Annotated in this window: 19 protein-coding genes and 1 pseudogene; 12 read left to right on the forward strand and 8 right to left on the reverse strand. The window is 65.0% G+C overall.

Annotated elements, in window-relative coordinates:
• The first annotated feature begins 3 nt into the window (after nucleotides 1-3).
• The 6 genes and pseudogenes from LH19_RS06175 (at nucleotide 4) to LH19_RS06200 (ending at nucleotide 4,170) form a co-directional block, all read left to right on the forward strand.
• Nucleotides 4-447: a DUF6691 family protein gene (locus LH19_RS06175; protein WP_054725928.1), complete on the forward strand. Its 444-nt coding sequence runs from the start codon at nucleotides 4-6 to the stop codon at nucleotides 445-447.
• Nucleotides 444-1,222 (forward strand): annotated as a pseudogene (locus LH19_RS06180) (sulfite exporter TauE/SafE family protein). The gene LH19_RS06175 and the pseudogene LH19_RS06180 overlap by 4 nt, the downstream one beginning before the upstream one ends.
• A 19-nt stretch (nucleotides 1,223-1,241) precedes the next feature.
• Nucleotides 1,242-1,991, forward strand: coding sequence for an MBL fold metallo-hydrolase (locus LH19_RS06185; RefSeq protein ID WP_054725930.1), 750 nt, complete (start codon nucleotides 1,242-1,244; stop codon nucleotides 1,989-1,991).
• A 36-nt stretch (nucleotides 1,992-2,027) separates the two neighbouring features.
• Nucleotides 2,028-2,414, forward strand: a complete 387-nt coding sequence (locus LH19_RS06190; protein ID WP_054725933.1) for a rhodanese-like domain-containing protein — start codon at nucleotides 2,028-2,030, stop codon at nucleotides 2,412-2,414.
• 47 nt (nucleotides 2,415-2,461) lie between these two features.
• Entirely contained in the window at nucleotides 2,462-3,301 is an 840-nt protein-coding gene (gene lgt, locus LH19_RS06195; protein WP_082395462.1) for a prolipoprotein diacylglyceryl transferase, read from the forward strand.
• A gap of 338 nt (nucleotides 3,302-3,639) precedes the next feature.
• Nucleotides 3,640-4,170, forward strand: coding sequence for a dihydrofolate reductase family protein (locus LH19_RS06200; protein WP_054725935.1), 531 nt, complete (start codon nucleotides 3,640-3,642; stop codon nucleotides 4,168-4,170).
• Between the two features lie 22 nt (nucleotides 4,171-4,192).
• Here the strand turns inward: LH19_RS06200 and LH19_RS06205 are convergent, their stop codons facing one another.
• Nucleotides 4,193-5,062, reverse strand: coding sequence for an alpha/beta hydrolase (locus tag LH19_RS06205; protein ID WP_054725939.1), 870 nt, complete (start codon nucleotides 5,060-5,062; stop codon nucleotides 4,193-4,195).
• 48 nt (nucleotides 5,063-5,110) lie between these two features.
• On the reverse strand, nucleotides 5,111-6,304 hold the full coding sequence (locus tag LH19_RS06210) for a serine hydrolase domain-containing protein (RefSeq protein ID WP_054725942.1): 1,194 nt from the start codon (nucleotides 6,302-6,304) through the stop codon (nucleotides 5,111-5,113).
• Nucleotides 6,305-6,610: 306 nt separating this feature from the next.
• Between LH19_RS06210 and LH19_RS06215 the strand changes: the two genes are divergently transcribed.
• The 4 genes from LH19_RS06215 to LH19_RS06230 all read left to right on the forward strand — a co-directional run bounded on the left by LH19_RS06215 (nucleotide 6,611) and on the right by LH19_RS06230 (nucleotide 12,425).
• Nucleotides 6,611-8,839: a TonB-dependent receptor gene (locus LH19_RS06215; RefSeq protein WP_054725945.1), complete on the forward strand. Its 2,229-nt coding sequence runs from the start codon at nucleotides 6,611-6,613 to the stop codon at nucleotides 8,837-8,839.
• A gap of 143 nt (nucleotides 8,840-8,982) precedes the next feature.
• Nucleotides 8,983-9,690, forward strand: a complete 708-nt coding sequence (locus LH19_RS06220) for a helix-turn-helix domain-containing protein (RefSeq protein WP_054725948.1) — start codon at nucleotides 8,983-8,985, stop codon at nucleotides 9,688-9,690.
• A gap of 49 nt (nucleotides 9,691-9,739) precedes the next feature.
• Nucleotides 9,740-10,915, forward strand: coding sequence for an alpha-hydroxy acid oxidase (locus LH19_RS06225; protein ID WP_054733115.1), 1,176 nt, complete (start codon nucleotides 9,740-9,742; stop codon nucleotides 10,913-10,915).
• A 40-nt stretch (nucleotides 10,916-10,955) separates the two neighbouring features.
• On the forward strand, nucleotides 10,956-12,425 hold the full coding sequence (locus LH19_RS06230) for a leucyl aminopeptidase family protein (protein ID WP_054725950.1): 1,470 nt from the start codon (nucleotides 10,956-10,958) through the stop codon (nucleotides 12,423-12,425).
• On the opposite strand, the gene LH19_RS06235 is transcribed toward LH19_RS06230, so the two are convergent.
• From LH19_RS06235 to LH19_RS06255, 5 genes are all read right to left on the reverse strand, one after another.
• Nucleotides 12,422-13,375 (reverse strand): cation transporter, encoded by a 954-nt coding sequence (locus LH19_RS06235; RefSeq protein WP_054725952.1) that lies wholly within the window; start codon nucleotides 13,373-13,375, stop codon nucleotides 12,422-12,424. The genes LH19_RS06230 and LH19_RS06235 overlap by 4 nt on opposite strands.
• Entirely contained in the window at nucleotides 13,372-13,821 is a 450-nt protein-coding gene (locus tag LH19_RS06240) for a transglycosylase SLT domain-containing protein (RefSeq protein WP_054725954.1), read from the reverse strand. Before LH19_RS06240 ends, LH19_RS06235 begins: the two co-directional genes overlap by 4 nt.
• A gap of 66 nt (nucleotides 13,822-13,887) precedes the next feature.
• On the reverse strand, nucleotides 13,888-14,682 hold the full coding sequence (locus tag LH19_RS06245; protein ID WP_054725955.1) for an FkbM family methyltransferase: 795 nt from the start codon (nucleotides 14,680-14,682) through the stop codon (nucleotides 13,888-13,890).
• Between the two features lie 5 nt (nucleotides 14,683-14,687).
• Nucleotides 14,688-15,848, reverse strand: coding sequence for a CDP-glycerol glycerophosphotransferase family protein (locus tag LH19_RS06250; protein WP_054725958.1), 1,161 nt, complete (start codon nucleotides 15,846-15,848; stop codon nucleotides 14,688-14,690).
• A 4-nt stretch (nucleotides 15,849-15,852) separates the two neighbouring features.
• The gene (locus LH19_RS06255) at nucleotides 15,853-16,578 is read right to left on the reverse strand and encodes an HAD family hydrolase (RefSeq protein WP_062912908.1); all 726 of its coding nucleotides are present in this window, start codon (nucleotides 16,576-16,578) and stop codon (nucleotides 15,853-15,855) included.
• 140 nt (nucleotides 16,579-16,718) lie between these two features.
• Between LH19_RS06255 and LH19_RS06260 the strand changes: the two genes are divergently transcribed.
• On the forward strand, nucleotides 16,719-17,396 hold the full coding sequence (locus LH19_RS06260; protein WP_054733119.1) for a response regulator transcription factor: 678 nt from the start codon (nucleotides 16,719-16,721) through the stop codon (nucleotides 17,394-17,396).
• The gene (locus LH19_RS06265; protein WP_054725961.1) at nucleotides 17,393-18,754 is read left to right on the forward strand and encodes a sensor histidine kinase; all 1,362 of its coding nucleotides are present in this window, start codon (nucleotides 17,393-17,395) and stop codon (nucleotides 18,752-18,754) included. The genes LH19_RS06260 and LH19_RS06265 overlap by 4 nt, the downstream gene beginning before the upstream one ends.
• A gap of 157 nt (nucleotides 18,755-18,911) precedes the next feature.
• Here LH19_RS06265 and LH19_RS06270 read toward each other — a convergent pair whose 3' ends face one another.
• Nucleotides 18,912-21,068: a prolyl oligopeptidase family serine peptidase gene (locus LH19_RS06270; protein WP_234716102.1), complete on the reverse strand. Its 2,157-nt coding sequence runs from the start codon at nucleotides 21,066-21,068 to the stop codon at nucleotides 18,912-18,914.
• Between the last annotated feature and the right edge of the window lie 12 nt (nucleotides 21,069-21,080).

A 21,080-nucleotide genomic window follows, 5' to 3' on the forward strand; every position in this document is an offset into this window, starting at 1 on the left:
GCAATGAGGAAGCTGCTCATTGCGCTGGCCTCGGGGCTCATTTTCGGCTTCGGCCTGATCGTTTCCGCCATGATTAGCCCAGGCAAGGTGCTGGCGTTTCTTGATGTCGCCGCGCCGTCGTGGGACCCGAGCCTGGCCCTGGTACTGGCCTCAGCCGTCATCGTTTCCGCCTTGGGATTTGCACTCGGCCGAAGGCGCGAGGCTCCGCTTTTCGCAGCCACGTTTAATGGGCCATCGTCCCGGTCCCTGGACAAGAAGCTTCTCTCCGGCGCGGCTTTGTTCGGCGTTGGATGGGGCCTCGTCGGCTATTGCCCTGGCCCAGCCCTCGTTGCTTTGAGCCTCGGGGCGCCGGCGGCGCTGGTGTTCATCGTGGCGATGCTGGTGGGCATGGGCCTCTTCGCCATTCAGGAACACTATCGTGCGGCTAGGGCCGGAGCTGCACTATGACACTGGTCGACATCCTCACGCTCATATCCGGTGTCCTCGTTGGCTTCACCCTCGGGGTGATCGGCGGCGGCGGCTCGATCCTGGCCCTACCATTGCTGCTGTATGTCGTGGGCATGAAGGACCCGCACGTCGCGATCGGTACGAGCGCGCTGGCGGTCGCTGCCAACGCCTTCGCCAACCTGATCCAACACGCCCGGGCCGGAACCGTGAAGTGGCCCTGTGCCCTCGTCTTCGGGGCATCGGGTGTCGTCGGCGCTCTGGTCGGCTCCACCCTGGGCAAGATGGTGGCGGGTCAGCACCTCCTGGTGCTGTTGCGGGCGTGATGATCGTGGTCGGGGTTTCGATGCTGCGGGGCAAGTCGGGCGGCGGCGATCCGGACGTGCGGATCACGCGGCCAATCGCTGTCCGGCTCGTGGTGATCGGCCTTCTCGCCGGCCTGCTGTCAGGGTTCTTCGGCATCGGCGGCGGCTTCCTGATTGTGCCCGGCATCATGCTCGGCAGCGGCATGCCCATCCTCAACGCGGTCGGATCGTCGCTGTTTTCGGTGGGAGCGTTCGGCTCGGCGACAGCCTTCAACTATGCCCTGTCAGGCCTCGTGGACTGGCGCGTGGCCGGCTTCTTCATCGCTGGCGGGGTCGCTGGCGGCATGGCCGGCATGCAAACGGCCATCCGGCTCGCCGATCATAAGGGCCTGCTCACCCGCATCTTCGCTTTCGTCCTGCTGGCCGTGGCCGCCTACATGCTGTTCCGCAGCCTGGGCGGGATCGGCAGCTAAGCACCATTGGAGGCCGATCATGATCTTTCGTCAGTTGTTCGAACCCGAGTCCTCGACATACACCTACCTCCTCGGCTGCCCGGAAACGCGCAAAGCCGTCCTCATCGATCCTGTCCTCGAAACGATCGAACGCGACCTTGCCGCACTTCAGGAACTGGATCTCGAACTGGCCTATACGTTGGAGACGCATGTGCATGCGGACCATGTCACCTCGGCCTGCTATCTTCGCAGCCTTACCGGCTCCAAGATCGCGTACCCCGCCATGGACAGCCTTCCGTGTGCTGACGTCGGCGTCGCCGAGGACCAGCCCCTGACCGTCGGCGCGCTCAAGCTTCAGCCGCTGTTTACGCCGGGGCACACCGATGCCCACCATACCTACCTGGTCGATCAGCCCGATGGTCTTCGCGCCTTCACCGGCGACGCCCTGCTGATCGACGGCTGTGGGCGGACCGATTTCCAGAACGGTGACGCCGCCACGCTCTATCACTCGGTCACGCAGAAGATTTTCACGCTGCCGGGCGACGGTCTGATCTTCCCCGCTCACGACTACAATCATCGCCACATCACGACAGTGGCGCAGGAGCGTGAGCGAAACCCGCGCCTTGCCGGCAAGACCGTTCAGGAATTTGTCGCGATCATGGCGGCTCTCGATCTTCCCTACCCGAAGAAGATCGACGTTGCCGTTCCGGCAAACAAGCTTTGCGGTGATTGCCCAACAGATTTGCCGGAGCGGCTACGCCAAATAGGCGGCAAGTCCGAGCAGGGCTGAGCGATCCGCTTCAGGTTCATTTACAGGAGAAAGTCGATGCCAACACGCACCTCGAAGCAGCTCGTTTCTGAAGCGAATGCCCTTGTCGAAACTATCGCGCCTGAGGATGCAGCCAAACTTGTCGGCAATCCCGAGGTACGGTTCGTTGACATCCGCGAGCCAGGTGAAGTCGCGAAGTCAGGGCTGGTGTCTGGTGCGGTACATGTCCCGCGCGGCCTTCTGGAATTCCAGGTCGATCCTCAAAGCCCCACCCACAATCCCAAACTCGCCGCCGGATCGCGGTTGGTGCTCTATTGTGGGTCCGGCGCCCGCTCAGCGCTTGCCGCAAAATCACTCAAGGATATGGGCGTGGAGAATGTCGCCCACGTCCCCGGCGGGTTCGCGGCGCTCAAGGATGCCGGCGCTTCAATCGCACCGGAGTAATCCCATGGCGCGCTCGAGCACCCGTCCTCGCTGGCAGGATACAATCCTTGGATAGCCATATCGCATTTGCCAGCCTCGGATTGAGCCCGATTGCCATCTCCATAGGCCCGCTAGACATCCGCTGGTACTCGCTCGCCTATATCGCCGGCATTATTGCCGGATGGTGGTATCTGTTGCGGCTGCTGGCCCAACCCGCGGCCCCGATGAACCGCCAGCAGGCTGATGATCTCGTATTCTATGCGACGCTCGGCGTCATCCTGGGTGGCCGCCTTGGCTATGTAATCTTCTACGGTCCCGAGATGATCCTCCACCCCCTGCAAATCCTCAAGCTGTGGGATGGCGGCATGTCGTTCCACGGGGGTGCCGCCGGCGTCTCGCTCGCGCTGATCCTGTTCGCGCGACGACACGGCCTCGAATGGCTGCGGGTCCATGATTATGTCGCCTGCACCGTGCCGATCGGCCTGTTCTTCGGTCGTCTCGCCAATTTCGTGAATGGCGAGCTTTGGGGAAAGCCCACCGATGTGCCCTGGGCGATTGTGTTCCCCGGAAGCCATGATGGTCTCGCCCGCCATCCCAGCCAGCTTTACGAAGCCGGGCTGGAAGGGTTGGTCCTGTTCGCCGTGCTCGCCTTCCTGTTCTGGTTCACCGACGCGCGGCGCAAGCCGGGGATGCTCGTCGGGGTGTTTCTCATCGGCTATGGTCTGGCCCGATTTACGGTCGAGTTCTTCCGAGAACCCGATGCCCAGCTTGTCGGCTTCGCAGCCAGAACAGGGCTTCACATGGGTCAGTGGCTCACGGTGCCTATGATTGCGGCAGGGATCTACCTCGTTGCCGCAGCATGGCAGCGGTCAGTCGATCACCCGGCTCAAGTTACCCGAAGCCAGTGACGTGCTCGCATCGGGCAGATCTGCGCTCCGCTGGAATGGCAGCGATCAACCTACGCGATTGAACATCGATCGATTCAACCGTAGCTTCGCCCCCCGAACATTAGGTCCCTAGCGGCCAGATATCTCGCCTAAGCAGTAGCGCCAATGGCTGTGGGAGACGGCGCCAGGCTGGCGTCGGCGGCGTCCGCCCGCTCTAAGGTAGTGCAAACGGCGACACATATTCGTTATGTTTATCCTGCACGGGGCGCCATTCCCTTCATATCGTCACCATGCCGAAAGCCGATTGCGCTCCGCCGCCGGTTTCGCGAACATGGCCGGCCTGTCGAAAGGATGTGGATATGGCCAGGATCGTGTTCGGAATGAACCAGTCGCTCGACGGCTATGTCGATCATATGGAGTTCGCGCCCGACGCCACTCTCTTCCGTCATTTCATTAAGGAGGCCGACGGGCAGACGGGTAGCATCTATGGCCGCACCATGTATGAAATCATGCGCTATTGGGACGATGAGCATCCCGAATGGGGCCCGGACGAACGCGCTTTCGCCGCGGCTTGGCGCCGGCAGCACAAATGGGTAGCCTCGCGGACGCTGACCGAAGCCGGACCCAACGCGACTTTGATCGGCGACGATCTGGAGGGGGCGGTCCGGGCGCTAAAAGCCGATCGCGACGGAGAGATCGAGGTCGCCGGTCCGGGAATAGCGCAGAGCCTCACCGAACTCGGTCTCATCGACGAATACCGGATATATCTGCATCCAGTCGTGCTGGGGCAGGGCCGCCCCTATTTCGCGGGCCCGCGGCCGCCGCTCCGTCTCGTGACGCACGAGCGGATCGGCGGCGACGTGATCAGGCTGGCTTACGTCCCCGCCTGACCCACGCGGGCTTTGTCGCTGTTCAGGCGGGATCGGGAACCGCGAAGCGCAGGCCGCGCATCATCGCGGCGGGAATGACGCTGCCATGGTCCTCGCCGTCGAAAATATAGCTGTCGGCTTCGGCAAGGCCGGCCTCGCGCAGCGCCGCGACGAATTCGGGGACCGCATCGACCATGCGGCAGGCTGCCACCATCGCCTGCATCTGTTCGATCGTCATTTCCAGCCCGGCGGGAACCTTCGACGGCGCTTCCTGCTCCTGCCCGCCGACGCTGACCAGAACGCGTGGCTGGCGCTCGACCCCGGCCAGCCGTCCGGCGAAGTCGGGAAGGTGGCCCAGCACCGCGAAGCCGTCCCACCACAGCGACGGACTGCCGGCAAGGAAGGTCGCGAAGGCGTCGGGGCGGGTGAGCAGGGCATAAGCGGTGAACAGGCCGCCGAGCGAATGGCCGTAAAGGATGCGGTCGGTCGCCGAGGCTTCGGGATAGCGACGCTCGATTTCGGGTGCGAGCGTGTCGACGAGGAAGGTCAGGAACGCCTCGGCACCGCCGTCCTTGTCGCCGATCATGCCCGTCATGCCGCCCAGCGCGGCGCGGCCCGCCTCGCTCAGCGGCGGCGTCAGGTCGGCGGTGCGCAGCTTGGCGAATTCTGTATATTCCGCGCCATAGCCGACCCCGACGATCATCGCGGTCGGCAGCGTGCCGACGGTACCGCGAAGGCGGGCAATCTCGGCCGCGAGCGCGAAGCCGATGTCGGCGTCGAGTACGAACAATACCGGCACCTTGCCGTCAGCCGGCGGATTGGCGACGCGCGACACGCTGATCTTGAAGGTGCCGGTACCGCCGGGGTGCGGCAGCTCGAACTGGTCGATCGGGGCCTGAATGGAGAAGCTCATCGCGGATTGCCTTTTTGCTGAGGTTGATGGTTTCGGGACGAAAGTCGGTCAGGCTTCGCGCAGCGCGCGATAGACGAGTTCCTGTGCGACCACTTCGGGCGGGCGCATGTCGGTCGCGATGCGCTGGCGATGCGTCATGCCGATGCACAGGATATCGTTCTCGGGATCGATCCAGAACCAGGTGCCGAACGCGCCGCCCCACTCATAGGTGCCCGTGCCCACCGGCCGGCCGGCGCGGGCCGGATCGACGCAGACCATGCCGTTGAGGCCGTGGCCATTGCCCTGACCGATCACATAATGAAGGATCGGATAGCGATTTTCGAGCAGGTCTTCCGGCAGATGGTTCGACAGCATCAGGTCGATGCTCTCGGGTTTCAGGATTTGTACCTCGCCCAGACTGCCGCGCTGAAGTAGCATGCGGGCGAAGCGGGCATAGTCGCCGGCGGTCGATTTGAACGATGTGCCGCCCATCGGAAAGATCGATTCCATCCGCTCTTCGGAGGTGGCGGTGCGCAGCCGGCCGGTTTCGGGGTCGAAGACATGGCCGCACACCAGCCGGCGCGTCTGGTCGTAATCGAGCGTGAAGCCTGTATCCTGCATGCCGAGCGGGTCGAAGACGCGCTTCTTCAGGAACAGGTCGTACCGCTCGCCGCTCAGCCGTTCGACGATTTCGGCCTGAAGGTCGGTGGCGACGCTATATTCCCATGCGGTCCCGGGCTCGTATCCGAGCGGCAAGGACGCATAGCGGCCGATTTGCTCGGTAAGCGAGCGGGCGTCGTGCCATCTCAGCTTGGCCAGCTTTTCCTGCATCTCCTCGACGGTCTTGCCGAGGCTGAAGCCGGCGCTGTGCGTAAACAGTTCGCGGATCGTGGGTGGACGGGTGGCGTTGCTGTCGGGAAGTGCTGCGATTCCGGCAAATTCGGGAAGATAATCGGCAACGCTGTCGTCGAACTGCCACTTGCCCTCCTCGTATAGGAGCAGCATCGCGACGGCCGCCAGCGGCTTGCTCATCGAAAACAGCGTGAAGATCGAATCGGCGTGCAGCGGGCGACGGTCGCGGCAATCGGCGAAACCGGCGACATGGGCGTGGACGATCGTGTCGCCGCGCGCGAGCAGCATCACCTGTCCCGGCAATTCGCTGTTTGCGACCATCGTATCGAAATAGGCATCGAGTTCGGCGAGCACGCTTGCCGAAAAGCCTGCTTCGGCGGCGCTTGCCGTGCCGAAACGATATGCTGCCATCCTGTCTCTCCCGGTTTGCTCCGGCCTGTTCCCGGCCGCAATGCGACTCGAAAACCCTTCGCCGGCTGTTTGCGATATTTCGCATTAGGAAAGTATGGAAAGTCGCCTCGGTCAAGCAATTTGTCGAAGGGCAGCCAATAGGCCCATAATTCAGGGAATTGAAGCAGCCCGAGGCTGGGATGTCGATTGTCCTTTGTCGATTTGAAGTGCGCTCTGGAAAAGATGGATTGACAGATTTGAGAAAATGAGTTTCCATTTAAGAAATTAGGAAAGCGTCGAGCGGCGGCGCCGGGATGGGGACGGATTATGAACAACCGGATGATGGCAATGTTGCTTGTGGCGGCGGCGATGCCGACGAGCGTTTGGGCGCAGGAAGCGTCTCCCGCCGACAGCGCGAGCGATCAAAGCGGCGACATCATCGTTACCGCCAACAAGCGGCCCGAACGTCAGCTCGACGTGCCGAGCGCGATCACCGCTTTCCGCGGCAGCGACCTGCTCGACAGCGGCTACACCAGTCTCAAGGATTATCTGGCGCTGACCCCCGGCGTGCAGGTCAGCCAGACGGGTGGCGGCGGCGCGCCCGTCATCCGCGGCTTGACCACCGGCACCAATCTGGGCGCGATCGTCGGGATCGTGGTCGACGGCGCCCCGGTCGGTCCCAGCTCGTCCTTCAATCTCGGCGGTGCGAATTCGACCGACCTCGATCCGATCGATCTCGAGCGTGTCGAGGTGCTGAAGGGCCCGCAGGGCACGCTTTACGGCGCGAACACCCTCGGCGGGCTCGTGTCCTATACCTTCGCCCGGCCGAACCTCGATCGGGTTACCGCAATCGCCCGCGGCGAACTCAGCGGCACCCAGCACGGCGGCACCAGCTACTCGTTCCGCGCCGCGGCGAGCGCGCCGGTCGTCCAGGATATGCTTGGCCTGCGCGTGTCGGGCTATATCGACCGACCGTCGGGCTTCATCGACAACAGCGTCGCTGGGATCAACGACTTCAACCGCCAGCGCAACTGGGGAATCAACGGGTCGCTGCGCTTCGAGCCGACTCCCGAACTCAGCATCAACATCGTCGGCTTTCACCAGCAGGTGAACCAGCTCGGGCAGGATTATGTCGTCTATGGTGCCGACCGGAAGCCGCTCACCGACCTTCACTATGACCAGCAACTTTACAGCAAATATCGCAAAAACTCCGACGTGCTCATCGGCACGGTCGATTATGATCTGGGGTTCGCCAACCTGACATCGGTCAGCAGCTATCAGAAGATCGATACCTACGTCGTCCTCAACGCGCTGACCTTCAACGCGCAGCTACCCGTTTTCACCGCGTTCGGAGGTGTTCCGGTTCCCGCCGGTACGGCCGCGGGCGCCGATGCCAAAGGGCCGGTCAAGAAATTCTCGCAGGAATTGCGCCTCGCCTCGTCCGATGACGGTCCGCTGCAATATGTCCTCGGCGCCTTCTATACCTATGAAAAGGCACGGACCTCGACCAACGTCGTCGGTTTCGATCCGGATTTCCAGGAGGTGCCGACGCTGGCGCCGGCGATCGGCTTCGGCGTCAACGACACCTATAAGGAAATCGCCGGCTTCGGTAACCTGACCTACAAGTTCGGCGAAGCTTTCGACCTGACCGGTGGCCTCCGGATCGGCCGGATCAGCCAAGCCTATAACCAGACATTTTACGGCAGCGACGCGGCCGCGTTCAACAATTTCCTCGGCTTCCTGGGCCTCGATCCCGTTCCTGCCGATACCGGAACGACGCGCGGATCGGAAACGGTCAAGACCTACCTGCTCACCGCGCGTTATCATTTCTCGCCCGACGGGATGATCTATGCCCGTTATGCGACGGGTTTCCGCCCGGGCGGCCCGAACTTCGCGGTTCCCGGCCTGCCGCCGAGCTTCAAATCGGACTCGACCGAGAATTTCGAAGGCGGTCTGAAAACCAAATTCTGGGACGGCAAGGGCACGATCGACCTGTCGGCCTTCTACATGCGCTGGAAGGATATTCTCATCCAGGTCAGCAGCGGCGGCCTCAACGCCTATGCCAATGGCGGTAATGCGCGCGTCTACGGGGTCGAAGGATCGCTTTCGCTCCGCCCCGTCGATGGGCTGACGCTGGCGGGGACGATCGCTTACAACGACGGCAAGATCACCAGCGTCGATCCGCTTGCGGCGGCTTCGCTGGGGGTGGGCGATCCGTTGCCGAACAGCGCGAAATGGAGCGGGTCGCTGACGCTCGATTATCGCACGCCGATCGGTGGCGACTGGCAGGCGGTGGTTGGCGGCACCGCGAAATTCGTCGGCAAACGCTACACTTCCCTGCGATCGAGCCTCATCAATCCCTTTTATCTGATGCCGGGCTATGCGTTGTTCGACGTCCGTGCGGGCGTCGAAAACGAGCGTGTCGACATCAGCCTGTTCGTCCGCAACCTGACCGACAAGCGCGCGCAGCTCAGCGGCAGCGCCGCGAACGGGATCAACGAGATCATCGTGCAGCGCCCGCGGACGATGGGCGTCGCCGTGACGTTCAAATATTGATCGAAGGCGCGCGGCCGTGTCGTCGGGTACCGTCAGTAAGGCGACAGGCCGCCCTTTCTGCTTGCACAAACAGGCCGTCCTTGGCCATGTCGGGTCGCCGCATCGCGGGGTGATGCGCGCACGGAAAGGATTTTCGAGGAACGATGCGCGAGAAGACGGGACGCAAGGCGGAGTTGGCGAGCAGCCGGTTGCGGGTCGGGGCGGCGATCCGCGAACGGCGGCAGGCGGCCGGACTGTCGCTGGCCGAACTCGCCGAGCGGATCGGCGTCGCGCTTTCGACCATGTCGAAAATCGAGAATGGCAAGATTTCGACCAGCTTCGAACGGCTCGACAGCATCAGCCGCGCGTTGCAGGCGGATATCGCGGAATTTCTCGGGACCGCGGCGCCGATGGCGATTTCGATGCCGCAATCGTCCGCTTACGGGATGCGGCGCAGCATCACGCGGCCCGAGGACGGGACGATGGTCGACGCCGGGACCTATCTCGAATGGTTCCACGCCTCGGACATGCTCCAGAAGCGCTTCCAGCCGGTGGTCGCCGAATTGCTGATCGAGGACGTCGCCGACTATGGTCCCTTCACACAGCACAGCGGCGAGGAATTCAATTACGTCCTCGAAGGCGAGATGGAGTTTCACACGGAGATTTACGCGCCGGTTCGCCTCACCGCAGGGTCGAGCATCTATTTCGACGCCGAGATGAAGCACGCGCATGTCCGGGTCGGCAGCAGTCCGTGCCGCCTGCTCGCCATCCTCTGCCCGCGCAGGGAACCGCTCGCCGCCGGTACGGCGGACCGCCGGTCGATGCGGATCGTCGATCCGCAGGGCAACGATATGGTGGCGACCGCCAAATAGCCGGCGAACCCGCGCATCGTTGTCGTTCGGGCAGGGAGCGCTGATCGCCATGGCGGGTCTTTCAAAAGCCTTTAACGTCGCCGATGTCCGGGCGCTGGCCGGCCGCGCCCTGCCGCGGCCGATCCGCGACTATCTGGAGGGCGGCGCCGACGACGAATGGACGCTGGCGCGCAATCGCGCGGCGTTCGGCGACTGGGTGCTGGCGCAGCGGACGCTTGTCGATGTCAGTGTCATCGACCCGGGTACCAAGATGCTCGGCTTCCGGGCCGCGATGCCGCTGATGCTGTCGCCGACCGGCATGTCGCAGCTCTTCCACGCGTCGGGCGAAACCGCGGTCGCGCGCGCGGCGGCAGCGGCGGGCGTGCCCTATGGCCTGTCGACGATGGCGACGACATCGATCGAGACGATCGCCGCGACGGGCGCGAACCGCTATTTCCAGCTCTACTTGTTCCGCGACCGCGAACTGACCCGCGCGCTGCTCGAACGCGCCGCGGCGCATGGCTATGGCGCGCTGTGCCTGACCGTCGATACGGCGATGGCGGGGAACCGCGAGCGCGATCTCAAGAGCGGGATGATCATGCCGCCGCGCTTCACGCTTGGCAGCCTGATGAGCTTCGCGGGGCATCCGCGCTGGTCGCTCGGCGCGCTCAAGAACCGCTCCTTCCAACTCGCGAATGTCATCGACCATGTCGGCGATATCGGCAGCGCGGGGACCAGCGTCATCGATTATGTCAACGCGCAGTTCGACCGGACCGCGACGTGGAAGGATGTCGAATGGCTGCGCAGCCAGTGGTCCGGCAAACTGGTGATCAAGGGCGCGATCATGCCCGGCGATTGCCTGGAAGCTGTCGACTGCGGCGTCGATGCGGTGATGGTGTCGAACCATGGTGGGCGCCAGCTCGACACCGCGGGCGCGCCGCTCGATTATCTGCCGGCGATCCGCGACCGGATCGGCGACAGGGCCGAACTGATCGTCGATGGCGGGGTGCGCCGCGGCACCGATGTGCTGAAGGCGATCGCGCTCGGCGCCAACGGCTGCTCGATCGGGCGCCCCTATCTTTACGGGCTCGCGGCGGGTGGCGAGGCCGGGGTCGAGCGTATCCTGTCGATCTTCCGCAGCGAGATCGAACGCGACATGGGATTGATGGGGCGGACGCGGATCGCCGACATCACCGCCGCCGACGTCGACCATCTCTCGCAATTCCGGTCGAAGCCCGGCTGCTGAACGAATTTCCCCGATACTCAACCCGGAACAGGATTTTGCCATGACAAGCTGGACCAGCATCGAAATCAAACCCGGCGGCAGCGATGCGCCGATGCTGGCCTTTGCCGCGGGAGAGGCACTATATGCGCCCGCCGCCGTGCACGATCGCATCCGTGCCGTCGTCAAAGCGACCGGCTTCGAGGCCAAGCCCGGCCGCTGGCTCGATATCGTCAGCGAGGGTGACGCGGGAAGCCGGATCGTCGTCATTGCGGCGGGTGCGAACGACAGCGAAGATCGCTGGCGCAATGCCGGCGGCCATGCCGTCGAGGCGATCCGCGCCTTGGCGCTCGTCGCGGCACGGCTGCCGTCGGCGGCGGAACTCGGGATCGGGGAAGCATTTGCCGACCTCATCGAGGGTGTGCTGCTGCACGGCTTCCGCCTCGATCAGGGGCGTAGCAATCCGGTACCCGGGCAATTCGCATCGACGCTGTCAATTGCGCAGGACGATGCGCCGCTCGCCGAGCAGGCGCGGCTGCGGGCCGATCCCGTCAATCGCGCCCGCGCGTGGGTCGAGCAGCCGGCGAACAGGCTGACGCCCGCAGCATTTGCCGACGAGGCCGAAGCCGCGCTTGCGCCGCTCGGTGTCCGGGTTCGCCAGCTCGGTCTTGCCGAGCTCGAAGCGCTCGGTGCCGGTGGCATTCTTGCGGTCGCGGCGGGGAGCTCCAACGAGCCGCGCCTGACGATCGCCGAATGGCGTGGGGCGCCCGACCGCGAGGGCTGGGATGCGGCCTTCGTCGGCAAGGGGCTGACCTTCGACGCCGGCGGTCTCAACCTCAAGGCCCGGCCCGGCATTGCCAAGATGAAGTTCGACATGGCGGGCGGCGCGGCGGTGCTCGGCGCGATCGAACGGCTGGCCTTGCGCAAGGCGCCGGTCAATATCGTCGCCGTGGTCCCGATGTGCGAGAATAATGTCGACGGCAAATCCTATCGCCCCGGCGATGTCATCACCTCGCTGGCGGGCCTGACGATCGACGTCCAGGACACCGATGCCGAGGGGCGTATCGTCCTCGCCGACGGGGTGACCTATGCCATCCGCGAATATGACCCCGGGGTGATCGTCGACGTCGCGACGCTGACCGGCGCGATCATGGGTGTGCTGCACGAAGATTTTGCCGGGCTGTTCACCAGCGACGATGCGTTGGCTGCCAGCCTGACCGGGGCGGGTGCCGCGACGCACGAATTGCTCTGGCGCCTGCCGCTGGTCGCCTCGATGGCCTATCTGGTCGAATCGCCGGTCGCCGACGTCTCGAATCTCGGCGCGCCGGGCTGGTTCGGCGTCGGCGGCGGCTCGCCGGTCGCGGGCGCCAAGTTTATCGAGAAGTTCGCCGACGGCCGTCGCTGGGCGCATCTCGACATTGCGGGCACCGGCTGGGCCTCGCGGCGAAGTTCCCGGTGTGGCCCCGGGGCGACCGGTTTCGGCGTCGCGCTGCTCGACCGCTGGGCCGATCTCGCGGTAGCGGACAAGGGTTAAACGTCGCCGGCTTCGGTTGCCGATGCCGGAACGAAGCTGATCTGCGCGAGGCGCCAGTTTCGTTGGGGCTTTCCGGGCCAGTGGCCGTTCACGTCGAAAGGTTCGTCGGGCAGGCAGCCGTGCACTTCGGCGCGGATCAGCCGCCCCGTCTCGCGCAGCCGGATCGTCGCATCGGGGTAGCGCTGTTTGAGCGCCGCTTCGAGCGCTTCGGCTTCCTTCGATATTTCTGCGCTCGCCAGCGCGCGCGGCGTGCCGTCGACCAGTTCGGCGGTCGACGAGCGGATCGCCTTCATCCCGTCGTGGAGGATGTCGAACGAGATGATCGCCGCAGCGACCGAGTCCGCCCACCACCAGCCGAGCCCCAGCCCGACGATTCCGGCGACGCCGGCAGCCCCGGTCATCCAGTTCGCCTTGTTCATCAGCGCGTCGGTGTGGAGCAATTTGTCCGCCAGTTCTTCCGCCAGCGGCAGTTCCTTGCGCCCGATGATCATCGGCGGGATCATCGCATAGACCTGCGCGCCGATCATCAGCCAGCCGAGCCAGATGTCGCGGCCGAACAGCTCGATCGATCCGACCGAGGCATGCTCGGCCTTGATCAGCGTCATCGTCGAATCCCACAGGAGTAGCGCGCCCGTTGCCGCGAGCGCGACCGCAGCGAGGAAAAAGCCGAGGCCGTTGACCCGTTCGAAACCGAAGGGGAATTTGCGCGACCTTTTGCCCTTGCGCTCCATCCGCGCCGCGACAAGGAAAGCGATCGGCGGCACGAGGCCGAGCGTATCCTCGATCCACGCCGTCTTCATCGTCTGGCTCTGGCCGAGGACGAGCCCCATCACAATGACGATGGTGATCGTCCAGAAGATGTTCCAATATTCGAGCCGCTCGGCGCGTTTCAACGTCGCGCGCAAATGCGGCGGCAGGTCGTCGGCATGGGTGCCCGGATGGATGCTCATGGGGCCGCCTTGGGGCGCGCAACCTTTCGCGCGCTGGTCTCGACAAGCATGATCCAGCGGTTCTCGCCGCTGCGCATCGCGGCGCGCCATTCGACGGTTTGCTCGCCCTGTCCCTCGGTGCGCACGGGCGGTGAAAGCGCACTCATGGTCGCCCACGGCGTCTTCTTCGTGAACGGCGCGACGACGAGGTCGATTTCGCCGGTTTCGAGCTTGTCCAGCAACGGCTCGAGCGCGCCGCGCCGCAGTTCGGCCTTTGCACCTGCTGCCGTTTCGACCTGCTCCACAAGCGTCCGTGCTTCGGGCGGCAAGTCCTGTTCGGTGCCGACGCGGATGGTGCCGCTGGCGCGGATTTTATCGAGGCTGTTCGCGGGGTCGCGGGGGAAGTCGGTGCAGCCGCTGAACAGCAGGGCGATCGCTATCGCAACGGCCGCTTTAACACGGGACAAGGCCCTGTCTCCTCGCATGGGCCCCCACGCTGCCAATACGCCCTGAAGGAGAGGAGGGTTCCGTTCTCAGCGCCGTGCGAGGACGTCGTAATGGCGGCCGATGCCAAAGCGGTCGAAGCGGGTGAAGCCGATGCCTCGCAGCCGCGCCTCGATGGCGGCCGCATCGGTCCAGCGCTCGTCGATTTCATAGAAGATGGCGCTCAGGCGGTTGCGATGCGCCGATGCCGCCAGCGCCTCGATAACCGTTTCCTCATGCCCTTCGACGTCGATCTTGACGATCAACGGCAAATCGGTGGGAAGCAGCGTATCGACCCCGGTAATGCCGAGGATCCGAATGTCTTCGGTCCCGGGGCCGGTGCAGGCACCTGCATCGCGCAGGCTGGCGATGCCGCTGTGCGTACTGTTGGTGGCGATCGTCGCTATTCCCGAGTGGAGCGAGACCGCGGCATGGACGGGCCTGATTCGCGCTTTCGCGTCGTTGAGGGCGATATTGTCCTGAAGCAGCGCGAAGGTCGCGGCGACCGGCTCGAACGCGATCGCGGCCGCGCAATGCGGGTTCTGCGCGGCCAGCAGGCTGTAGAGGCCCTGGTTGGCGCCGATGTCGACGAAGACAAAGGGTGCGTCCTGTGCGGCGAGATAGTCCGAAAGGACATGGCCATAGGTCGCATAACGGCAATATTGAAAGGTGCGATCCTGCCAGTTGGCACGCATGCGGACGCCGTAGCGTGACATCACGACGTCGTCGGGGCGTGGCAGCGGCAGCGCCGAAAGGCCACGCGCGAGCCATTTGTGGAGCGTCTTTTTCACGCCATAGTCGAGGAAGGCGCCGATGCGCGAGGGAGCGGACTGGCTGTACGGCATGGCGGTCACTGGCGCGCCATATAGGACAGGATGGCCTCGGCGGCGCGTTCGGACGAGGGGCGTTCCTGGAGGTCGAAGCTGTAGCGGAACATGTCCTCCTGCCGGTCGTGCATCGCCGCCGACAGGCGCGGCACTTCGGCGAGCGCGGCGGCGAGTTCGTCCATCGTTTCGACCACTGTCCCCGCGCGCCAGTGCGCGAAATCGGGGTTTCCCTGCCACGCGATGCGGCGCGGATTGAGGAAGATGCAGGGCCGCGGACGGCGAATGAACTCGTAAACCTGGCTGCTCGCGTCGCCGATGTAGATATCGGCGGCGTCGGTATAGGTCATGTCGAGGCTGGCGGCGCTGCCGGTGTCGATCAGCATATGGTCATGCTCATAATGGTCGGGGCGCGGGCCATAGTTCCAGCCGAGCGCGAAGGGCGATAGCGACGCGGTCAGCCGTTTCTTGAACAACATGATATGCGGCGCAAAAATAAGGTTGTAGCGGTCATCCTTGGCAAACCAGTCGAGGATTTGCGGGCCCATAGCATACCAGGAGGAAAGCGCCGGCGAGGGGTGCGGGTTATAGACCACCGTGGGCCGGTCCTTGGGAAACAGGCGCGGGCCGGCGGAGCGCGGCGGCAGGTCGAATTTCGGATAGCCGACGATCGCATGGCCGTCCTCTTTCAGAAGTTCGGCCTGCGCGAGGCGGTCGCGGATCTTCTCGCCCGACAGCAGGACAAGGTCGAACTTGCCGCTCGCCTTGTCGAAGCCGATTGCGCGGTCGCCCGCGCCATGGCGCGTGTGGACGAGGCGCAGCGATTTGAGCCCGAACAGCGATTTCAGCAGCAGCGACGTTTTTTCGGGAACGACGAGCGCATCGAGCTTGCGGAAGCGGTCGAGATTGCGGTGGAGGACCGAGACGATGTCGGCGGGAATCGCGCGCCCGGTCGCCCGGTTCGCCGCGCTGGCGAGCGCCGAGGGCGGGCGGAGGCGGATGATTTCGGGAATGGCGTTTCTGACGGCCTGCACCGCGGCGAGGCGGCGGACTTCGGCCTCGCAGCCCTCAGACACGAGGATGCTGACCTCGGCTTCCGGGTTCTGCCGTTGCAGTTCGAAGGCGACGGGCAGGGCGTGCGCGACCTGATGGCCGCCGTGATGGTTGAAGAGGAAACCGATGCGCACCGGATCAGCCTTTCCGCCAGTCGAGGATCGGCCAGCCGCGTTCGGCGGCAACGGCGCGCAGCTTCGGCGACGGATTGACCGCGCACGGCTCGTCGCAAAGTTCGAAAACCGGCAGGTCGGAGACGTGATCGGACCAGAAGCGGATATGTGCCGCGTCGCGCGCGATCCCGGCGCTCTCCATAAAGGCCTCGAGCCGCTGCCGCTTGTCGGCGCCGTAACAATTGGCGCCGTCGATCGTGGGGACGAGGCAGCCGTCCTGCCAACTCGACGCGCTGGCGATGACGTCGGCGATACCCAGCCGGCGCGCGAGCGCGGCGGTGTAGAAATGCGGCGCGGCGGTCGCGAGGACGACGCGGCGTCCGGCCTGGCGTTCGGCCTCGATCAGCGCCAAGCCTTCGGCATAGAGGCCGCGTTCGACCAGATGCCGGGCAAAGCGGTCGGCGACCCGCGCCGCGTCGCGTTCGGGCAGGGCGCCGCCGAGCGCCATCCAGTGCATCGCCTGCTTCATCGTCCGGCGCGGGACGAGCCTCAGCGCATAGAGGAGTGCGACGGGGAGCAGCAGCGGCACGAGCAGTAGCCGCCAAGGCGCTCGGGTGCGGGCGGCGAAGAACAGGAACGGCGTATAGGTCGGCAGGATCGACAGCGTCCGGTCGAGGTCGAACACCGACAGCAGCGCGCGTTGCGGCAGCGCCGACTGCGCGACGATGCGCTTTCTTTGTACCTGTGCCACGACCCGCTCCTTTTCTGCGGCGGCGACAGTGGCAGCGGCACCTTCCGCGGCGATGGGCGAAAGATTTGATTTTCAACATGTTCGAACTGGCGCGCCGGAAGAGATGGCGGCGCCCGCGTTCAGGCGGTATCGGTCGGGCGATGCATATTTTGGTGATCGAGGATGACGCGCGCGTCGCCGAGCATATCGGCAAAGGGCTGAAGGCGGCGGGGCATCTCGTCGACGTCGAGGGCGACGGGCGGGCGGGGCTGCTGCGCGCCGCCGCCGAAACCTATGATCTGATCGTCGTCGACCGCATGCTGCCGCACGTCGACGGGTTGACGATCGTCCAGACGATCCGTGCCACGGGCGATACGACACCGGCGCTGATCCTGAGCGCGCTCGCCGAAGTCGACGAGCGCGTCGCCGGCCTGCGCGCCGGCGGCGACGATTATCTGACCAAGCCCTTCGCCATGTCCGAACTGCTCGCGCGGATCGACGTACTCAGCCGCCGCGGTCCCGCAATCGTCGCCGAAACGAAACTGGTCATCGGCGATCTCGAGATCGACCTGTTGGGGCAGGCGGTGCGGCGCGGCGGCAAGGCGGTCGAGCTGACGTCGCGCGAATTTCGCATCCTCGCCTATCTGGCGCGCAACGAGGGCCGCGTGGTCACCCGCTCGATGCTGCTCGAACATGTCTGGGATTATCATTTCGACCCGCAGACGAACATCATCGACCAGCATGTCAGCCGCCTGCGGCAAAAGGTCGACCGCGGTTTCGATCGGCCGCTGATCCATACGGTGCGCGGCACCGGCTACATCATGCGGGCCGCACCATGACCCCGCGGCGGCGCGGCCGCGTCTGGCGCAGCCTGACTTTGCGGCTGGGGCTGATCTACGTCGCGCTGTTCCTGACCTCGACCGCCTTGATGTTTGCGGCGGCTTACTGGATCGGCGTGTATCAGCCATTGCTTCAGGAAACGGGATCGGTGCGCGCCGAGGCCGGCAGCCTGGCCGCCGTCGATCGGGCGGGCGGGCGCGATGCGCTGCTGCGCGCGCTCGATGCCCGGCGGGCGTCGGGACCGCGGCGCGCGTTCGACGCGCTGATCGCGCCCGACGGCAAGATACTGATGGCCAATTTGCCGAGCTGGCCCGACGAACCGGTCGAGGGCTGGGCGCTGCTCGAAGCCGATGCCTATCAAGGCGGGCAGGAGCGCGATTATGAAGCGCTGGTGGTCGAACAGCGGCTCGACGACGGTGCGCGGCTGATCGTCGGGCGCGACGTCGAGGATATCGACGACCGCGACGAGCTGTTCACGATCGGATCGGCGTGGCTGATCGTCATCGCCGCTTTCCTCGCGATCGCCGGCAGCCTCGCGATGAGCGCCGCGGTCGGGCGGCGCATCGACATGGTGACGCGTACCGCGCGACGCGTAATGGCGGGCAGCTTGACCGAACGCATCCCGCTGCGCGGCACCGGCGACGATTTCGACGAATTGTCCGAAACGCTCAACCTGATGCTCGGGCGGATCGAGGAATCGGTGGAGTCGGTGCGCCGCGTGTCGGACAATGTTGCGCATGAATTGCGGACGCCCTTGGCGCGGCTTCACGCCGATCTCGACGAACTGCGTGCGGCGGGCAGCGATGAGGAAAGGCAGCGGCTGGCGGGGCAGGCGCTGGCCGAAGCCGGGCGGCTGCAGGCGATCTTCGACGCCCTGCTGCGCATCGCGCGGATCGAGAGCGGTCGGCATCTCGCGGGGGTGAAGCCGGTCGACCTGACGACGTTGCTGACCGACGCGGTCGAATTCCATCTGCCCGATGCAGAAGAGCGCGGCCAGCGGATCGAAAGCAATATCGCGCCGGGGCTGGCGATTGCGGCCGACCGCAACCTCCTGTTCCAGGCGGTGTCGAATCTGCTCGACAATGCGAGCAAATATGGCGGGGCCGGCGGGACGATCAGGGTGCGAGCCGAGAAGCGCGACGGCATGGTGCGGATCGAGATCGGCGACACCGGCCCCGGCATCGCGCCCGAATATCGCGAGCGCGTGAAAGAACGCTTTTTCCGCGTGCCCGACACCGCCGCGCAGCCGGGAACCGGGCTGGGCCTCGCGCTCGTCGCGGCGATCGTCGCGCTGCACAAGGGCACGATGGAGATCGGCGACGCCTCGCCGGGGACGAAGGTGGTGCTGAGTTTCTGAGCGCTTCGGGGTGGGAGCGGACGTTGCCCCCGTCACTGTCGTCATCCCGGGCTTGACCCGGGACCCGCCTTCCTTGGCGCGCTGGAAAGACAAGGCAGGCCCCGGGTCAAGCCCGGGGTGACGATAAGGAAATATCCGCTTCCAGCCGAAACCGCTCCTATTTCTTCTCCACCAGCTCCTTCAGCAAAAACCCGTGCAGCATCGCCGCGCGCACGGCATCCTCGGCGTGATCGGCGCCGACCGAATGGCCGCCCTCGGTATATTCGTGGTAATAGACGGGGTTGCCATATTCCATCAGTTGTGCGGCAAATTTGCGCGCATGGCCGGGGTGGACGCGGTCGTCCTTGGTCGAGAGATAGAGGAAGATCGGCGGATATTTCACGCCCTTCCGGATATTCTGGTACGGCGAATATTTGGAGATGAACGCCCAGTCGGCGGCGTCGTCGGGATCGCCATATTCGTCCATCCACGACGCACCGGCGAGGAGCTTGTTGAAGCGGCGCATGTCCTTGAGCGGCGAACCCGAAATCACCGCGCCATAGAGGTCGGGACGCTGTTCCATCGCGGCGCCGACGAGGACGCCGCCGTTCGAGCGGCCCGATATCGCGATTTTGCCCTTCGTGCTCACCCCAGTCGCGACGAGATCCTCGGCGACTGCGTGCAGGTCGTCGAAGCTGTTCTGGCGCTTCTCGTAGAGCGCCGCCTGATGCCACAGCGGCCCATATTCGCCGCCGCCACGGATGTTGGCGAGGACATAGGCGTTGCCGTCCTCGACCCAGAACAGCCCGAGCGGGCCGGCGCGATAGGGCTGGCCGGTCAGGTATCCGGGGGTCTGCGCGGCTTTGAAACCGCCATAGGCGTGGATCAACGCCGGGACGGGGGCGCCTTCGCTGCCCTTTTTGCGGACGAGAAAATAGGGGATTTTGGTGCCGTCCTTCGACGTCGCGAAGCGCTTTTCGACCGTCATGCCGGCAGCGTCGAACTGGGCGGGCAAGCTCTGGATCGTTTGCGGCGCGCCGGTTTCGCCGACAGCATAGAGGGTCGGCGGCTGGAGCATCGTCTCGGCGGTGGCGAGGACGAGGTTGCGCTTGCCGACCGTGCCCGCGATCTGCACCGTTGCATTGGCGGCGAGCGGCACTTCCTTCTGGCTCCAGCGGCCATAGGGCTGGTCGCGGCGCAGCGCGAACAATTTGCCCTCGACGTCGTCGAGCGCCTTCACCCACAGCACATCGTCGCCCGCCGCGACATCCTCGATCGCCTGCGACGCGGTCGGTTGCATGACGGGGACGAAAGGCACCTGGTCGCCGCGCGACATTTCGTCGAGCGGCAGCGCGAGGAGCGAGCCCGCCGGATAGTCGAATTCCTTGTCGTTGAGGAAGATGATCGCCTGCCCGTCGATCACCGCGCGCAGCTCCGCGGTTTCGGGGATGATCGTGTCGATATATTCGCCGCCCTCATAGGGCTTGGGGATATAAAATTCGGTCGTGTAAAAGCTTTTCGCCCGGCTGATGATCGGCCAGCGCTTGTCGCCGTCCATCTCCGCGCCCACGGTCATCCCGACATCGGCGGCTTCGCCTTCGACCACCGTTTGCGCCGCGGAAAGCGGCGTACCGCGCTTCCATCGCTTGACGATCCGCGGATAACCCGAGGTTGTCATGCTGCCCTCGCCGAAATCGGTCGCGACGAGCAGATTGTCGGCGTCTTCCCAGGTCACGCTGCTCTTGGCGAGCGGCAGGCTGAAGCCGTCCTTGACGAATTTGCCGGTCGTGCGGTCCCATTCGCGCACGATATCGGCGTCGGTGCCGCCGGGGCTCAGCGAGACGAGGCAGCGCGTGTAGGCGGGCGCAAGGCATTCGGCGCCGTGCCAGACCCAGCTCTGCTTCTCGGCCTTGCCGAGCGCATCGACATCGATCAGCGTCGTCCACACCGGCTTGCCGGCGAGATACGCGTCGAGCGGGCTTTGCCGCCACAGCCCGCGCGGGTTGGCGGCATCGCGCCAGAAATTGGTGATCATGTCACCCATAATCTCGCCGGGCATCGCAATCTGGCGATCGTCGTCGAGAATGGCGCGGGCGCGCTGACGGTCGGCCTCGAAGCCGGGGCGCGACCGGATCAGCTTGTCGGTCGCCTCATTCTGTTTGCGCACCCAGTCGAGCGGCTTCTTGCCCTCGATATCCTCGAGCCAGCGATAGGGATCGGCGGGTTCGGGCGCGGCGACCTTCGGCGCCGCTTCCTCGTCGTCCTGCGCCGCGGCGATCGCCGAAAACGAACAGCAAAGGGCCAGCCCGGCAAGCGCGGCGCGGATCATCGTCATCTCCCTGTTACC

The sequence above is a fragment of the Sphingopyxis macrogoltabida genome (assembly GCF_001314325.1).
GTDB lineage: Bacteria > Pseudomonadota > Alphaproteobacteria > Sphingomonadales > Sphingomonadaceae > Sphingopyxis > Sphingopyxis macrogoltabida.

What these genes read in the sequence shown, in the direction of transcription:
- LH19_RS06200 (WP_054725935.1), top strand. Translation starts at nt 3,640, where the DNA reads ATGGCCAGGATCGTGTTCGGAATGAACCAGTCGCTCGACGGCTATGTC.
- LH19_RS06235 (WP_054725952.1), bottom strand. Translation starts at nt 13,375, where the DNA reads ATGAGCATCCATCCGGGCACCCATGCCGACGACCTGCCGCCGCATTTG.
- LH19_RS06210 (WP_054725942.1), bottom strand. Translation starts at nt 6,304, where the DNA reads ATGGCAGCATATCGTTTCGGCACGGCAAGCGCCGCCGAAGCAGGCTTT.
- LH19_RS06260 (WP_054733119.1), top strand. Translation starts at nt 16,719, where the DNA reads ATGCATATTTTGGTGATCGAGGATGACGCGCGCGTCGCCGAGCATATC.
- LH19_RS06205 (WP_054725939.1), bottom strand. Translation starts at nt 5,062, where the DNA reads ATGAGCTTCTCCATTCAGGCCCCGATCGACCAGTTCGAGCTGCCGCAC.
- LH19_RS06225 (WP_054733115.1), top strand. Translation starts at nt 9,740, where the DNA reads ATGGCGGGTCTTTCAAAAGCCTTTAACGTCGCCGATGTCCGGGCGCTG.
- LH19_RS06245 (WP_054725955.1), bottom strand. Translation starts at nt 14,682, where the DNA reads ATGCCGTACAGCCAGTCCGCTCCCTCGCGCATCGGCGCCTTCCTCGAC.
- LH19_RS06215 (WP_054725945.1), top strand. Translation starts at nt 6,611, where the DNA reads ATGAACAACCGGATGATGGCAATGTTGCTTGTGGCGGCGGCGATGCCG.
- LH19_RS06270 (WP_234716102.1), bottom strand. Translation starts at nt 21,068, where the DNA reads ATGACGATGATCCGCGCCGCGCTTGCCGGGCTGGCCCTTTGCTGTTCG.
- LH19_RS06175 (WP_054725928.1), top strand. Translation starts at nt 4, where the DNA reads ATGAGGAAGCTGCTCATTGCGCTGGCCTCGGGGCTCATTTTCGGCTTC.
- LH19_RS06185 (WP_054725930.1), top strand. Translation starts at nt 1,242, where the DNA reads ATGATCTTTCGTCAGTTGTTCGAACCCGAGTCCTCGACATACACCTAC.
- LH19_RS06230 (WP_054725950.1), top strand. Translation starts at nt 10,956, where the DNA reads ATGACAAGCTGGACCAGCATCGAAATCAAACCCGGCGGCAGCGATGCG.
- LH19_RS06220 (WP_054725948.1), top strand. Translation starts at nt 8,983, where the DNA reads ATGCGCGAGAAGACGGGACGCAAGGCGGAGTTGGCGAGCAGCCGGTTG.
- LH19_RS06190 (WP_054725933.1), top strand. Translation starts at nt 2,028, where the DNA reads ATGCCAACACGCACCTCGAAGCAGCTCGTTTCTGAAGCGAATGCCCTT.
- LH19_RS06265 (WP_054725961.1), top strand. Translation starts at nt 17,393, where the DNA reads ATGACCCCGCGGCGGCGCGGCCGCGTCTGGCGCAGCCTGACTTTGCGG.